Origin of the sequence: Paraburkholderia graminis (assembly GCF_003330785.1) — a bacterium.
Taxonomy (GTDB): Bacteria; Pseudomonadota; Gammaproteobacteria; order Burkholderiales; family Burkholderiaceae; genus Paraburkholderia; species Paraburkholderia graminis.
Window position 1 is genome coordinate 232802 of sequence record NZ_CP024935.1, and the last position, 14884, is coordinate 247685.

11 protein-coding genes are annotated in these 14884 nt (G+C 64.8%); 10 read left to right on the forward strand and 1 reads right to left on the reverse strand.

The genetic code is table 11. The annotated features are described in order from the left end of the window. The first annotated feature begins 56 nt into the window (after positions 1 to 56). The 8 genes from CUJ91_RS19260 to CUJ91_RS19295 all read left to right on the forward strand — a co-directional run bounded on the left by CUJ91_RS19260 (position 57) and on the right by CUJ91_RS19295 (position 8804). On the forward strand, positions 57 to 1673 hold the full coding sequence (locus CUJ91_RS19260) for an ABC transporter substrate-binding protein (RefSeq protein WP_006049129.1): 1617 nt from the start codon (positions 57 to 59) through the stop codon (positions 1671 to 1673). A gap of 126 nt (positions 1674 to 1799) precedes the next feature. After that, positions 1800 to 2753: an ABC transporter permease gene (locus CUJ91_RS19265; RefSeq protein ID WP_107710770.1), complete on the forward strand. Its 954-nt coding sequence runs from the start codon at positions 1800 to 1802 to the stop codon at positions 2751 to 2753. After that, the gene (locus CUJ91_RS19270) at positions 2750 to 3730 is read left to right on the forward strand and encodes an ABC transporter permease (protein WP_171800007.1); all 981 of its coding nucleotides are present in this window, start codon (positions 2750 to 2752) and stop codon (positions 3728 to 3730) included. Before CUJ91_RS19265 ends, CUJ91_RS19270 begins: the two co-directional genes overlap by 4 nt. Further along, complete coding sequence (locus tag CUJ91_RS19275; protein WP_107710736.1) at positions 3730 to 5574, forward strand: ABC transporter ATP-binding protein; 1845 nt, start codon at positions 3730 to 3732, stop codon at positions 5572 to 5574. The genes CUJ91_RS19270 and CUJ91_RS19275 overlap by 1 nt, the downstream gene beginning before the upstream one ends. Further along, entirely contained in the window at positions 5571 to 5885 is a 315-nt protein-coding gene (locus CUJ91_RS19280; protein WP_107710735.1) for a (2Fe-2S)-binding protein, read from the forward strand. Before CUJ91_RS19275 ends, CUJ91_RS19280 begins: the two co-directional genes overlap by 4 nt. Beyond that, entirely contained in the window at positions 5870 to 7249 is a 1380-nt protein-coding gene (locus tag CUJ91_RS19285) for an FAD/NAD(P)-dependent oxidoreductase (protein WP_107710734.1), read from the forward strand. The genes CUJ91_RS19280 and CUJ91_RS19285 overlap by 16 nt, the downstream gene beginning before the upstream one ends. Then, on the forward strand, positions 7246 to 8397 hold the full coding sequence (locus tag CUJ91_RS19290; RefSeq protein ID WP_053859581.1) for an NAD(P)/FAD-dependent oxidoreductase: 1152 nt from the start codon (positions 7246 to 7248) through the stop codon (positions 8395 to 8397). Before CUJ91_RS19285 ends, CUJ91_RS19290 begins: the two co-directional genes overlap by 4 nt. Beyond that, complete coding sequence (locus tag CUJ91_RS19295) at positions 8394 to 8804, forward strand: helix-turn-helix domain-containing protein (RefSeq protein WP_107710733.1); 411 nt, start codon at positions 8394 to 8396, stop codon at positions 8802 to 8804. The genes CUJ91_RS19290 and CUJ91_RS19295 overlap by 4 nt, the downstream gene beginning before the upstream one ends. Here CUJ91_RS19295 and prpR read toward each other — a convergent pair. Beyond that, positions 8761 to 10731, reverse strand: coding sequence for a propionate catabolism operon regulatory protein PrpR (prpR, locus tag CUJ91_RS19300; protein ID WP_029966546.1), 1971 nt, complete (start codon positions 10729 to 10731; stop codon positions 8761 to 8763). The genes CUJ91_RS19295 and prpR overlap by 44 nt on opposite strands. A 215-nt stretch (positions 10732 to 10946) precedes the next feature. Here prpR and prpC point away from each other — a divergent pair, with 215 nt between their 5' ends. Both prpC and acnD read left to right on the forward strand, forming a co-directional pair. Beyond that, entirely contained in the window at positions 10947 to 12122 is a 1176-nt protein-coding gene (gene prpC / locus CUJ91_RS19305; RefSeq protein ID WP_114156879.1) for a bifunctional 2-methylcitrate synthase/citrate synthase, read from the forward strand. A gap of 164 nt (positions 12123 to 12286) precedes the next feature. Further along, positions 12287 to 14884 carry a Fe/S-dependent 2-methylisocitrate dehydratase AcnD gene (acnD, locus tag CUJ91_RS19310; RefSeq protein ID WP_107709063.1) on the forward strand — a complete coding sequence of 866 codons (2598 nt, stop codon included), beginning with the start codon at positions 12287 to 12289 and terminating at the stop codon, positions 14882 to 14884.

The window sequence follows — 14884 nt, forward strand, 5'->3', positions numbered from 1 at the left end:
CGACAACTACAAACCCACGCAGCCCCCACAACTGCCTTACCTCGCGGAGAAGTTCGATGAATAAGGAAAACTCACCCCACGGCGCTCCTGGCCTCGACAACGGGCTCGAGCAATTGACAGCGAGAGGCGCGTCGCGGCGCGACGTGCTGCGCGCGCTGACCGCGGCCGGGATGATGTCGCTGACGGGCGCCGGGCTGATGGCCGCAAGCGGTTCCGCGCTCGCGCAAGCGAAGCCGAAGCAGGGCGGCAAGATTCGCGTGGCGACGCAGTCGGCCTCCGCGGCCGACACGCTCGATCCGGCGAAGGGCGCGCTCAGCACCGACTATGTTCGCTGCAACATGTTCTACAACGGCCTGACCGAACTCGATTCCCATCTCGGCGCAAAGATGGCGCTCGCCGAATCCATCGAGACGAAGGACGCGACCGTATGGGTTGTGAAGCTGCGCAACGGCGTGCAATTCCACGACGGCAAGTCGCTCGCGCCCGCCGACGTCGTGTATTCGATCATGCGCCACAAGGATCCGGCCACCGCTTCGAAGGCGAAGACGATCGCCGATCAGATCAAGGAAGTGAAGGCCACCGGCCCGAACGAAGTGACGATCACGCTCGACGGCGCGAACGCCGACTTGCCGGTGATTCTCGCCACGTCGCACTTCCTCATCATCAAGGACGGCACGAGCGATTTCAAAACGGCCGTCGGCACGGGTCCGTACAAGGTCAAGGAATTCTCGCCGGGCGTGCGCACGGTCGGCGTGCGCAACGACAAGTACTGGAAGCCGGGCATGCCGTATCTCGACGAGATCGAGTTGATCGGTATCGGCGACGAATCGGCGCGCGTGAACGCGTTGCTGTCGGGCGACGTGCAACTGATCAACGGCCTTACGCCGAATTCGGCTGAACGCCTGAAGACCGCGCCGGGTTTCAAGGTGCTGGAGACGAAGACCGGCGGCTACACGGACCTGATCGTTCGCGACGAGGGCGGCATTACCGGCAACGACGATTTCCGCCGCGGCATGATGTACCTGATGGATCGCGAGCAGATCCGCCGCTCGGTGTTTCGCGGCTACGGCGCGATCGGCAACGATCAGCCGATCGACCCGACCAACAAATACTATCTCGCCGGCCTGCCGCAACGCGGCTTCGATCCCGACAAGGCGAAGTTCTATTTCCAGAAGGCCAAGCTCGGCTCGGCGCCGCTGCAAGTGTTCGCGTCTCCGGCTGCGGACGGTTCCGTCGAAATGGCGATGCTGCTGCAACAGGCTGCGCCGCGCGCGGGCCTCAATCTGCAGGTAAGCCGCGTGCCCTCGGACGGCTTCTGGTCGAATCACTGGATGAAGCATCCGCTCGGCTTCGGCAACATCAATGCGCGCCCGAGCGCGGACGTGCTGTTCACGCAGTTCTTCAAGTCCGATGCGCCGTGGAACGAAGCCAACTGGAAGAACCCGAAGTTCGACCAGATGCTCGTCGCCGCGCGCGGCGAACCGGACGACGCGAAGCGCAAGAAGATCTACGGCGACATGCAGGTGCTCGTGCATGAAAACGGCGGCATCGGTATTCCGCTCTTTCATAGCTCGCTCGATGGCTATACGAGTAAGCTGAAGGGACTCGGTTCGATTCCGCTTGCCGGTCTGATGGGTTTTGCATTCGCGGAAAACGTCTGGCTAGAGGCGTAACGCGAAGGCGCTCCGGCTCGTTGAGCCGGAGCGCTACGACTTCGCACCTGCGCGCAATACACGCAATACATGCACTGGCGCGGCGCCGCGACGCCGCGCGCATGCATCAACTGGAGGCGACTTTCAATGAAAGCACACGCGCAACGACTCATCGCCGCGCGCCTCGGCCTCGCGCTGCTCACGCTGCTGCTGGTGTCGGCCATCGTGTTCGGCGTGACAGGGCTGCTGCCTGGCGACGCCGCGCAAGAGGCGCTCGGCCAGGCCGCCACGCCGGAGGCCGTCGCCGCATTGCGGCATCAGTTCGGGCTCGATCAGCCGGCGCTTCAGCGCTACGGCCAGTGGCTCTTTCATATCGTCACCGGCAACTTCGGCACGTCGATGTCGAACAATCTGCCCGTTAGTCAGTTGATCGCGACGCGTCTGCCGAACTCGCTCGTGCTCGCCGGTTTGACCGCGGTGGTCTCGGTGCCGCTCGCGCTGCTGATCGGCATTTCGTCCGCGATGTTCCGCGGCTCGCTGCTCGATCGCACATTGAATGTGCTGACGCTTTCCACGGTAGCGGTACCCGAGTTTCTCGTCGCGACCATCGCCGTGCTGATCTTCGCCGTGAAGCTGCGCTGGCTGCCCGCGCTGTCTTACCTGTCCGAAGTGAATTCGTTCGGCGCGTTATTGCGTATCTATGCAATGCCCGTCATGACGCTGTGCTGCGTGATCGTCGCGCAGATGGCTCGCATGACGCGTGCCGCGGTACTCGACCAGCTCAATTCGTCGTATGTGGAAATGGCGATGCTCAAGGGCGCGTCGCCCGTGCGCGTCGTGCTGCGGCACGTGCTGCCGAACACCATCGGGCCGATTGCGAATGCGGTCGCGCTGAGCCTGTCGTACCTGTTCGGCGGCGTGGTGATCGTCGAATCCATCTTCAACTATCCGGGCCTAGCGAGCCTGATGGTCGACGCCGTGACGAACCGCGACATGCCGCTCGTGCAAGGCTGCGTGATGGTGTTCTGCGCCGCGTATCTCGCGCTCGTGCTGATCGCGGACCTGTGTCAAATCGTATCCAACCCGAGGCTACGTCGATGATGAGCCAACCTGATCACCACGTCCCTCACGCGGGCACCGAACTGTACGGCGTGAGCCGCGACGAACTCGTCGCCGATATACCGGCTGACATGGCGGCTGAAACGCTGGCCGCCGATACCGCAACCACGAGCGCACCGGCGAAGTACAACCCGCTGCAACGCCTCGTCCACCGCTTTTCGGTGCTCGGCCTGCTCGGCCTCGTGATGGTGCTGTTCTGGCTGCTGGTCGCGTTCGTCGGGCCGCTCGTCGCGCCGTACCAGGGCGGCGCGCTGACGTCGACGGAAATTTTCGGGCGTTACAGCGCGGCGTATCCGCTTGGCACCGACTACCTCGGCCGCGACATGCTGAGCCGCATTCTCTACGGCGCACGCTATACGGTCGGCCTCGCGCTCGCGGCGGCCGTGCTCGCGAGCGTGATCGGCACGTTCTTCGGTCTGCTTGCCGCGGTGTCGGGCAAGTGGGTCGATGAAGTGCTGAGCCGCCTGTTCGACGCGCTCATTTCGATTCCGAGCAAGGTGCTTGCGCTCGTCGTGATCGCGGCATTCGGATCGTCGATCCCGATGCTGACGACGGTCGCGGCGCTCGCCTACATTCCCGGCGCGTTTCGCATCTCGCGTTCGCTCGCGTTGAACCTGATGGGACTCGAATACGTGCAGGTTGCGCGGGCTCGCGGCGAAGGGCTCTTATATATCGCGCGTGTCGAGGTATTGCCGAACATGATCCATCCGATGCTCGCCGATTTCGGCCTGCGCTTCGTGTTCATCGTCCTGCTGCTGAGCGGGCTGAGTTTCCTCGGCCTCGGCGTGCAGCCGCCGAACGCCGACTGGGGTTCGCTCGTGCGCGAGAACATCGGCGGCTTATCGGAAGGCGCGCCTGCGGTGCTGATGCCGGCCGTCGCGATTGCCACGCTGACCATCGGCATGAATCTGCTGATCGACAACTTGCGGCGTCGCAGCCGTAGCCACGGAGACGCATGATGACCGACCGGGACATGATTGAAGTGAAAGGGCTGCGTGTCGTCGCGGGCGCGGCGCACGGGCCGGTGACGGAGATCGTCAAGGGCGTCAGCTTTTCGGTGAAGAAGGGCGAGGTGCTCGCGCTGATCGGCGAATCCGGTTCGGGCAAGACGACGATTGCGCTGTCGCTGCTCGGCTATGCACGCGCGGGCTGTTCGATCAGCGGCGGCTCGGTGCGCATCGGCGAGGTGGAAGTGCTCTCGCTCGATGCCAAAGGACGCCGCGCGTTGCGCGCGCGCACGGTCGCGTATGTCGCGCAGAGCGCGGCGGCGGGCTTCAACCCGGCGCGCACGATCATGGATCAGGTGACCGAGCCCGCGCTGCTGCATCAGTTGATGACGAAAGACGCCGCGCGCGCCAAAGCGATCGCACTGTTTCGCGCGCTCGCGCTGCCCGCGCCGGATACGATTGGCGAGCGTTATCCGCATCAGGTTTCCGGCGGGCAATTGCAGCGTCTGATGGCGGCGATGGCGTTGATCACCGATCCGGCGGTCGTCGTGTTCGATGAGCCGACCACCGCGCTCGATGTCACCACGCAGATCGAAGTGCTCGCGGCCTTCAAGAAGGTGGTGCGCGAACTCGGCACGACGGCGGTGTACGTGTCGCACGATCTTGCCGTCGTCGCGCAGATGGCCGACCGCATCGTCGTGCTGAACGGCGGCGCCGTGAAGGAAAACGGCGCGGTCGCGCAAGTGCTCGATGCGCCCGTGGATGCCTACACGCGCCAGTTGCTCGCCGCGACGCGCCGCCCGGAAGCGCCCTCGGCCGCGTTGCAGGATGGCGCGGGACAGGTGCCGCCGCTGCTGCAGATTCGCGGCCTCTCGGCGGGCTATGGACGCATCGGCCGTGACGGCGTGCCCGCCGTGCGCGTGCTCGACGACGTGAGCCTCAGCATTGCTCGCGGCAGCGCGCTCGGCGTGATCGGCGAATCGGGCTCGGGCAAGACGACGCTGGCACGCGTGGTCGCGGGTCTCGTCGACCGTGCGCGCGGCGATGTGCTGTTCAACGGCGAGCCGTTGCCCGCGCAGCTATCGCGCCGCACGCCGGAGCAGTATCGGCAGATTCAGATCGTGTTCCAGAATGCGGATACGGCGCTGAATCCGAGCCATTCGATCGCGGATATTCTCGGCCGGCCGCTCGCGTTTTATCACCATCTGCGTGGCGCGGCGGCGAAGAAGCGCATGCTCGCGTTGCTCGATCTGGTGAAACTGCCGGCTTCGATTGCAACGCGCACCCCCGCGGGCCTGTCGGGCGGCCAGAAGCAGCGCGTGAACCTCGCGCGCGCGCTTGCCGCCGATCCCGCGCTCATTCTCTGCGACGAAGTCACGTCCGCGCTCGATACGGTAGTGGGCGCCGCGATTCTCGATCTGCTCGCGGAATTGCGGCGCGAACTGGGCGTCTCGTACATGTTCATTAGCCACGACATTTCGACGGTGCGCGCGATCTGCGACGAAGTGATCGTGCTGTACGCCGGGCAGCGTGTCGAAGCCGGACAGCGCGACGTGCTCGCGGCGCCGCCGTATCACCCGTACACGGGATTGCTGGTTGATTCGGTACCCGAACTAAAACCGGGCTGGCTCGATGCGCGCCGCCACGTCGCCGCCTGCAAGTTGCCCGCGATGGGCGAGAGCGCCGCCGTGCCCGAGCTGTGTTCGTTCCGCTCGCGCTGTCCCGTGCGCATCGACGGTATCTGCAACATGACGCCGCCGTCGCTGAAGAAACTGCCTTCGGGCGCGGAGATTCTTTGTCATCACTCGGCGGCCGAGTTGAGCCGTTTGCAAAACGTGGAGACGATCCCGGCATGAACCAGCGATTTGTGCGGCTCGCGGAAACCGGTCGCAAGACCTTTCCGATTACCGTCGACGGCGTAGTGCGCGAGGCCGCCGAAGACGACACGCTGATGGTCGCGCTGCTCACCAACGGCACCACGCTGCGCGACTCCGAATTCGGCGACGGCCGCCGCGCCGGTTTCTGTCTGATGGGCGCGTGCCAGGATTGCTGGGTGTGGACCGCGCAAGGCGAGCGCGTGCGCGCGTGCAGCACGCCGGCGGCGCCGGGCATGTCGATCGTCACGAGTCTCGCTGAAGCCGGGGAGGGCGTATGGCCCCGCGTGTAGTCGTCATCGGTGCGGGGCCGGCGGGCGTGCGCGCCGCTCAGGCATGCGTCGAAGCGGGTCTGCGCCCGACTGTGATCGACGAAGGCCGGCGCGACGGCGGACAGATCTACCGGCGTCAACCGGAAGGCTTTTCGCGCAGCTACGACACGCTGTACGGCACGGAGGCCGAGCGCGCGGCTTCATTGCATACGAGCTTCGATGCGCTGAAACGCAGCATCGACTATTTGCCCGAAACGCTGGTCTGGAATATTTCGGCGAACGCGGTGCATACGGTGAGCGGCACGCGTTACGGCACGCTGCCGTTCGACGCGCTCATCGTGTGCAGCGGCGCGACCGATCGGCTCATGCCCGTCAAGGGTTGGCATCAGGCGGGCACCTATAGTCTCGGCGGCGCGCAGGTCGCGCTGAAATCGCAGGGCTGCGCGATCGGTTCGCGCATCGTGATGATGGGCAGCGGGCCGCTGCTCTACCTCGTGTCCGCGCAATACGTGAAGGCCGGCGCGCAGATCGCGGCGGTGCTCGATACGTCGACGTTCATGCAGCGCATCGCCGCGTTGCCGCGTCTCTTGGCGATTCCCGCCGCGCTGAAAAAAGGCATTGCGTTGACGCGCGTGTTGTCGAAGGCGGGCGTGCCGGTTTATCGCGGCGTGCAGCCCATCGAAATCAAAGGTTCGCCGCAAACGGGTGTGAGCGGCGTCGAAGTCGCATTGGCCGGCGGCAAGCGCATCGAGTTCGCGTGCGACGCCGTTGCGCTCGGCTATCACTTGCGCCCGGAAACGCAGCTCGCGGATCTCGCCGGCTGCCGTTTTATCTTCGACGACGCCGCGCAGCAGTGGCTCGCGCAAATCGACAGCGATGGCCGCAGCAGCGTCAAGGGCGTCTATCTCGCGGGCGATGGCGCGCGCGTGCGCGGCGCGGACGCAGCCGAACGGTCGGGCCGCCTCGCCGCGCTCGCCGCGCTGCAGGATCACGGCGTCCAAGCGGCGGGCATCGGCGATATGCAGCGTTTGCGCGACGAGCTCGCGCGCTTCTCGCGCTTTGCCGCGGGCTTGCGTGAAGCGTTTCCGTGGCCCGCGCAATTCGCCGCCGCGTTGCCGGACGAGACGATTGTGTGCCGCTGCGAAGCGATCACGGCGGGCGAATTGCGCCGCGTCGTTCGCGAAACCGGCGCGCAGGAAGCCAATCGCGCGAAGGCGTTTTCGCGCGTCGGCATGGGACGTTGCCAAGGGCGTTATTGCGGACATGCGGGCGCGGAAGTCATTGCCGCGGCGGCGTGCGTGCCGCTCGCTTCCGTGGGACGCCTGCGCGGCCAGGCGCCGGTCAAGCCGCTGCCAGTGGCGCTCACCGAGGAGGCAGCGCAATGAGCGCGACTCGCAACGAAGCGGATGTCATCGTGATCGGCGGCGGCATCATGGGTACGACGACCACGTTCTTTTTGCGCCAGCGCAATCGCTCGGTGATTCTGCTGGAACGCGGGCTGACCGGGCAGCAGGCGAGCGGCGTGAACTTCGGCGGCGTGCGGCGGCAAGGCCGCGCATTGCCGCAACTCGCGATGGCCAATCGCGCGCTGCGCACCTGGCAGCGTTCGGCGGAACTGCTCGGCGAGGACGTCGAATTTTTGCCGGTCGGCCACACGCGCGTGTGCTATCACCAGAAGGACGTCGAGAATTTCGATCAGTATGCAATCGACGCGCGCGCCTACGGGCTCGAACTCGAAGTGCTGCATGGCGACGCGTTGTTCCGGCGCTTTCCGTTTCTGAGCCGCGAAGTGCTGGCGGCGTCCAGTTCGCCGCTCGACGGCCACGCGAATCCGCGGCTCGCCGCGCCCGCGTTCGGACGCGCGGCCGCGCGGCTCGGCGCGCAGGTGATCGAGAACACGGAGATCGTGCGCGTCGAAAAAGAGGGCGATCGCTTTCGCGTGGAAAGCGCGCGCGGCGACGTGTATCGCGCGGCTCAACTCGTGATCTGCGCGGGCGCATGGGCCACGCGTCTGACCGAACAGTTCGGCGAAAGCGCGCCGCTCGTCGTAAGCGGACCGCAAATGTGCGTGACGGAGCCGGTGCCGTACGTCTTCAAATCGTCGATGGGCGTGTTCACGTCGATCAAGCAGGAGGGCATTTACTTCCGGCAGATTCCGCGCGGCAATATCATCGTCGGCGGCGGTCCCGCGGGTCCGGCCGATGCCGCGACGAGCCGCGCGTCGGTGCTGCCGCAGAACACGGTGCGCCAGCTCGCGCAGATGCGGCGGCTCGTGCCCGCGCTCGCGCCGTTGCATGTGATCCGCGTGTGGAGCGGCGTGGAAAGTTATCTGCCTGACAGCGAACCGGTGATCGGCCCGAGCAGCAAGGTCGACGGACTCTTCTACGCGTTCGGCTTCAGCGGTTCGGGCTTTCAGATCGGGCCGGGCGTCGGCGAGACGATGGCGGAACTCGTCGATACGGGCAGCACGCCGATTCCGCTCGACAGGTTCTCCATCCAGCGTTTTGCAAAAGAGCCCATCGCGACGTCATGAAACAGTCCCTCAGCCTCAACGCCGCGCGGGCTTTTATCGAAGCGCATTTCAACGAGCCGGTGACGCTCGCGCAACTCGCGGCGCTGTCCGCGCTCAGCGTGTCGCGCTTTGCGACCGTGTTCCGGCAGCAGTACGGCTCGTCGCCGTATCGCTATCTGTGCGGCGTGCGGATTCAGCGGGCACAGATGCTGTTGCTCGAAGGCGTGCCTGGTTCGGTGGTCGCGACCGAGGTCGGCTTCTTCGATCAGAGCCATTTTGGCCGGCATTTCAAGCGATGCTGCGGCATGACGCCGAGCATGTTCATCCAGCAGCGCGCGGCGGTTAATGCGGGCAAGCACGGCGCCGCCGCGAGCATCGCAAAAGTTAGCGCGCCCCGTTCAGCTTCCGCCATAACGTCGTCTTGCTGATGCCGAGCGCGTCGCACACCGCATCGCGGTCGCCGTCGTGCGCAGCCAGCGCGGCGCGGATTTCATCGGCTTCGACATGACGGCTGCGTTCGCGCAACGTCAGCGCCGTTTTGTGAGCGCGCGGTTGCTGCGGTTCGACGATTTCCGGCGCGATGGTCCGCAGCATGTCTCGCGTGATGAGCGGTTGCGTCTCCGCCGGCGAGTCGGCGTCTGACTCCATCTCGGCAAGCTCCACTGCAATCCGCTCGATCACGTTCTGCAACTCGCGCACATTCCCCGGCCACGCGTAACGCCGCAACGGCTCGGCGAGCGCGGCCAGAATGCGTTCGGCGGCAGCGGCGTCGGGCAGGCGCGCGGCGAGCCTCGGCTCACGCGCCGCGGCTTGCAACAGCAGTTCGGCGGCAAGCGGCAGCAGATCGGTTGGACGCTCGCGCAGCGGCGGCAGCGCAATGCTGAGAATGTTGAGCCGGTAGTAAAGATCGGCGCGAAAGCGGCCTGCTTCGATACCCTCGGTCAACGCGCGGTGCGTCGCGGCAACCACGCGAATGTCGACGCGCGTCGGTTCCGTCGAACCGAGCCGCACGACTTCGCGCTCCTGCAATACGCGCAGCAAACGGCTCTGCAACGACAACGGCATCTCGCCGATTTCATCGAGAAACAAGGTGCCGCGGTGCGCGACTTCGATGAGCCCCGCCTTGCCGCCTTTGCGCGCGCCGGTGAACGCGCCTTCCTCGTAGCCGAACAGTTCGCTTTCGAGCAACGCCTCGGGAAACGCGCCGCAATTGATTGCGACGAAGGCGAAGTCGCGCCGCGCGCTCAACTGATGCATGCTCTGCGCGACCATTTCCTTGCCTGTGCCGCTTTCGCCGAGAATCAGCACGGTCGCGTCCGACCTCGCGTAACGCTGCACGAGCGCGCGCACGCGTTGCATGGATTCCGCCGCGCCGACCATATCTTCCAGGCGGTAACGCGCGCTGAACTGCTGCACGCGTTGACGCGAACGCAGCGTGCGGTCCAGCCGTTCGACCGCACGCGATTCCTGAAACGTCAGCACGGTGCCCGCGGCCGCGCCGCCGCTCGCAAGCGGCCCGCGATGCACGACGTAGCTCGCGCCGCGCACGGTGCAGAACGCGTCGCCGTCGGAGTCGGGCAGGCTGCCGGCGAGATCCGGCGCGAGTTCGAGCAGCGCGCGGCCGGCTGCATTCGCGGCGTCGACGCCGAGCACGGCGGCAAGACGCTGGTTCATCGCCTCGACGCGTCCTTCGGCGTCGAGCGCGACGACGCCGTCGCGCAAGTGTTGCAGCAGATTATCGAGCCGTTGACGGCGTATCGTTTCGCGCCGCGTCGCCTGCGCGACTTCGAGCGCCGTGTCGAAGCCGGCGCGCACCGAATCGCGCGAGTACAGAAACACCGCGCCCATGCCGGCGTGCGCGGCGAGATCGGTGACGAGTCCGGGACCGACCACCACGTCGATGCCGCGATCGCGCAGGTCCAGCACGACGCTTTCGGCGTCCTGCGCGGATTGATGCGAGGCGAACGTCACGTCGAGCCCGAACGCCGTGACGAAGCGGCGCACTTCGTCGGGCGTGTTGCCGTGCGTGACCAGCGCGACCTTTGCGCCGTCGCGGCGCGCGCGGGCGAGCGCGTGCATGACGTCGAAGCCCGTCGGCGTGATCATCACGACCGGCACCGCGACGCGCGTTTTCAGGTAAGCGCCGTTGGAGCCGCCCGCGATCACAACGTCGGGACGACCCGCGCCGGCGGCGTCGATTTCGCGCACGGCATCTTCGAAACCTTGGGCGACGATGCGCAGATCCGCGCGTTCCACGTATTCGCCCGCGATGTCGATAAACAGGTCGCGCAGACGGCTGATGCTGAGCGCCCAGATGCGCGGGCGTCGGGCTGTATCGAACGATGGAGTGCTCAAGTTGCGGCTCGCGCGAGGTGAGTGGCAGGGTCCGGCTATTATGCGCGCGTCGGTTTCAAAAATGAAATTTCATGATTTCATTGTCGAAACGTGCGCCGTTTCGCGCAAAGCGGTCCGCCGTGATAAATCAGGCACTTAGCGCAAGCCTGCGACGATGGCCCGTTCCTTGCATTTAAGGCCGCGTTCGAGAATCCCTAACGCATCTGGAGACAACGATGAGCGAAGCAGACAACAGCACCAGCACCACCAACGCCGGCGCGTTCAAACCGAAAAAATCCGTCGCGCTGTCCGGCGTGACCGCGGGCAACACGGCGCTGTGCACGGTCGGCAAGACCGGCAACGATCTGCATTACCGCGGCTACGACATTCTCGACATCGCGGGCAATTGCGAATTCGAAGAAATCGCCTATCTGCTCGTGCATGAAAAGCTGCCGACGCAGGCTGAACTCACCGCCTACAAGACCAAGCTCAAGGCGTTGCGCGGCCTGCCCGCGAACGTCAAAGCCGCGCTCGAATGGATTCCCGCCGCCGCGCATCCGATGGATGTGATGCGCACCGGCGTGTCGGTGCTCGGCACGGTGCTGCCGGAGAAGGACGATCACAACCTGCCGGGCGCGCGCGACATCGCCGACAAGCTGATGGCGTCGCTCGGCTCGATGCTGCTCTACTGGTATCACTACTCGCACAACGGCAAGCGCATCGAAGTCGAAACCGACGACGATTCGATCGGCGGCCACTTCCTGCATCTGCTGCATGGCGTCGAGCCGCCGAAGTCGTGGGTCGAGGCAATGCATGTGTCGCTCAATCTGTATGCCGAACACGAGTTCAACGCGTCGACGTTCACCGGCCGCGTGATCGCGGGCACGGGTTCGGACATTTACTCGGCGATTACCGGCGCAATCGGCGCATTGCGCGGACCGAAACATGGCGGCGCGAATGAAGTGGCGTTCGAAATCCAGTCGCGCTATCAGACGCCGGACGAAGCGGAAGCCGACATCCGCAGGCGCGTCGAGAACAAGGAAGTGGTGATCGGCTTCGGTCATCCGGTCTATACGATCTCGGATCCGCGCAACAAGGTCATCAAGGAAGTCGCGAAGAAGCTGTCGAAAGAAGCGGGCAACAACAAGCTGTTCAATATCGCCGAGCGTCTTGAATCGGTGATGTGGGAAGCCAAGAAGATGTTCCCGAATCTCGACTGGTTCAGCGCTGTGTCTTATCACATGATGGGTGTGCCCACCGCGATGTTCACGCCGCTCTTCGTGATCGCGCGCACTGCGGGCTGGAGCGCGCACATCATCGAACAGCGGATCGACAACAAGATCATTCGTCCGAGCGCGAATTACACGGGACCTGACGATTTGTCGTTCGTGCCGCTCGAAAAACGCGTTTGATGTTGACGGCCTCGGTTCGATAACGAACCGAGGCCGCGCTTTCGCAGCCGCGAGCTACACTAGACCGAAGCGCCTGCTTTAAATACCGGAACGCGCCTGCCCTTAAGGCGCGCTCGCGCACGTCGCCGCCTTGTTTGCGCTTCATTACCGATCGTCCCCAAGCCATGAATACTGCCTACCGCAAACGCCTTCCCGGCACCGAGCTCGATTTCTTCGACGCGCGCGCCGCCGTCGACGCAATCCAGCCCGGCGCCTACGACAAGCTGCCGTACACCTCGCGCGTGCTCGCGGAGAATCTCGTGCGACGCTGCGATCCGGTGACGCTCGTCGCGTCGTTGAAACAGATTATCGAGCGCAAACGCGAGCTGGATTTTCCGTGGTTTCCCGCGCGCGTCGTGTGTCACGACATTCTCGGCCAGACCGCGCTCGTCGATCTCGCCGGTTTGCGCGACGCGATTGCCGCGCAGGGCGGCGACCCGGCGCTCGTCAATCCGGTAGTGCCGACGCAGCTCGTCGTCGATCATTCGCTTGCGGTGGAATGCGGCGGTTTCGATCCCGATGCGTTCGCGAAGAATCGTGCTATCGAAGATCGCCGCAATGAAGACCGCTTCCATTTCATCGACTGGACGAAGCGCGCGTTCAGGAATGTCGACGTGATTCCGCCGGGCAACGGCATCCTGCATCAGATCAACCTCGAACGCATGAGCCCCGTCGTGCAGGTGCAAGACGGCGTGGCGTTTCCCGATACGCTCGTCGGCACCGACTCGCATACGCCGATGGTCGACGCGCTCGGCGTGATCGCCATCGGCGTGGGCGGACTCGAAGCGGAAAGCGTGATGCTGGGCCGCGCGTCGTATATGCGGCTGCCGGATATCGTCGGCGTGGACTTGACGGGCAAGCCCGGCGAAGGCATCACTGCAACCGACGTCGTACTGTCGCTCACCGAGTTCCTCCGCAAAGAGAAAGTGGTCGGCGCGTACCTGGAATTTTTCGGCGAAGGCACGACGAAGCTCACGCTCGGCGACCGCGCGACCATCGCCAACATGGCGCCCGAATTCGGCGCGACGGCCGCGATGTTTTATATCGACGAACAGACCATCAAGTATCTGAAGCTGACGGGCCGCGACGACGAACTCGTGACGCTCGTCGAAACGTATGCGAAGCAAACCGGCTTGTGGGCCGACAGCCTCGAGCATGCCGGGTATGAACGCGTGCTCACATTCGATCTGTCCACGGTCGTGCGCACGCTCGCCGGGCCGTCGAATCCGCATCGGCGCTTGCCGGTCTCGGAGCTGGCCGCGCGCGGCATCAGCGGAAAGGTCGAAAACGAGCCGGGCCTGATGCCGGACGGCGCGGTGATCATCGCGGCCATTACAAGCTGCACGAACACCAACAATCCGCGCAACATGATCGCTGCGGGCCTGCTCGCGCGCAACGCCAACCGGCGCGGATTGACTCGCAAGCCGTGGGCGAAGACATCGCTTGCGCCGGGCTCGAAAGCCGTCACGCTGTATCTGGAAGAAGCCGGCTTGCTGCCCCAACTGGAGCAGCTCGGTTTCGGCGTGGTCGCATATGCGTGCACGTCGTGCAACGGCATGTCGGGCGCGCTCGATCCGGTCATTCAGAAGGAGATCGTGGAGCGCGATCTTTACGCGACTGCCGTGCTGTCGGGCAACCGCAATTTCGACGGACGCATTCATCCCTTTGCGAAGCAGGCGTTTCTCGCGTCGCCGCCGCTGGTGGTCGCGTACGCGATTGCGGGCACGATTCGCTTCGACATCGAAAAAGACGTGCTCGGTGTCGATGCCGAAGGCAATGCGGTGACGTTGAAGGACATCTGGCCGTCGGACGAAGAGATCGACGCTATCGTCGCTTCGAGCGTGAAGCCCGAGCAGTTCCGCAAAGTGTATGAGCCGATGTTCGCGGTTTCCGTCGACACTGGAGATAAAGCCGACCCGCTCTACGACTGGCGCCCGACGAGCACGTATATTCGCCGTCCGCCGTATTGGGAAGGCGCATTGGCAGGCGAGCGCACGTTAAAGGCCATGCGTGCGCTTGCCGTGCTCGGCGATAACATCACGACGGATCACCTGTCGCCATCGAACGCGATTCTGCCGGACAGCGCAGCGGGCGAATACCTCACGAAAATGGGCTTGCCCGAAGAGGATTTCAATTCGTACGCGACGCATCGCGGCGATCACCTGACCGCGCAGCGCGCGACGTTTGCGAACCCGACCTTGAAGAACGAGATGGTCGTGGTGGACGGCAAGGTGAAGGCCGGTTCTCTCGCGCGCATCGAGCCCGAGGGCAAGATCACGCGCATGTGGGAAGCCATCGAAACGTATATGGAGCGCAAGCAGCCGCTCATCGTGATCGCGGGCGCGGATTACGGTCAGGGTTCGTCGCGCGACTGGGCAGCGAAAGGCGTGCGCCTGGCCGGCGCGGAAGCGATCGTTGCCGAAGGTTTCGAGCGCATTCACCGCACGAACCTCGTCGGCATGGGCGTGTTGCCGCTCGAGTTCAAGCCGGGCGTGAACCGCATCACGCTCGCGATTGACGGCAGCGAAACTTTCGACGTGGTCGGCGAACGCAAGCCGCGCGCGGACCTGACGCTGGTGATTCATCGCAGGAGCGGCGAGCGCGTCGAGGTGCCGGTGACGTGCCGGCTCGATACCGCCGAAGAGGTTTCCATCTACGAGGCCGGCGGCGTGTTGCAGCGCTTTGCGCAGGACTTTCTGGAGTCGTCGCGAGCGGCGGCTTGA

Excerpts from the sequence above, each read along its gene's own strand:
- CUJ91_RS19290 (WP_053859581.1), top strand. The coding sequence starts at position 7,246 with ATGAGCGCGACTCGCAACGAAGCGGATGTCATCGTGATCGGCGGCGGC.
- CUJ91_RS19270 (WP_171800007.1), top strand. The coding sequence starts at position 2,750 with ATGATGAGCCAACCTGATCACCACGTCCCTCACGCGGGCACCGAACTG.
- CUJ91_RS19285 (WP_107710734.1), top strand. The coding sequence starts at position 5,870 with ATGGCCCCGCGTGTAGTCGTCATCGGTGCGGGGCCGGCGGGCGTGCGC.
- CUJ91_RS19260 (WP_006049129.1), top strand. The coding sequence starts at position 57 with ATGAATAAGGAAAACTCACCCCACGGCGCTCCTGGCCTCGACAACGGG.
- CUJ91_RS19280 (WP_107710735.1), top strand. The coding sequence starts at position 5,571 with ATGAACCAGCGATTTGTGCGGCTCGCGGAAACCGGTCGCAAGACCTTT.
- acnD (WP_107709063.1), top strand. The coding sequence starts at position 12,287 with ATGAATACTGCCTACCGCAAACGCCTTCCCGGCACCGAGCTCGATTTC.
- CUJ91_RS19275 (WP_107710736.1), top strand. The coding sequence starts at position 3,730 with ATGACCGACCGGGACATGATTGAAGTGAAAGGGCTGCGTGTCGTCGCG.
- CUJ91_RS19265 (WP_107710770.1), top strand. The coding sequence starts at position 1,800 with ATGAAAGCACACGCGCAACGACTCATCGCCGCGCGCCTCGGCCTCGCG.
- prpC (WP_114156879.1), top strand. The coding sequence starts at position 10,947 with ATGAGCGAAGCAGACAACAGCACCAGCACCACCAACGCCGGCGCGTTC.
- CUJ91_RS19295 (WP_107710733.1), top strand. The coding sequence starts at position 8,394 with ATGAAACAGTCCCTCAGCCTCAACGCCGCGCGGGCTTTTATCGAAGCG.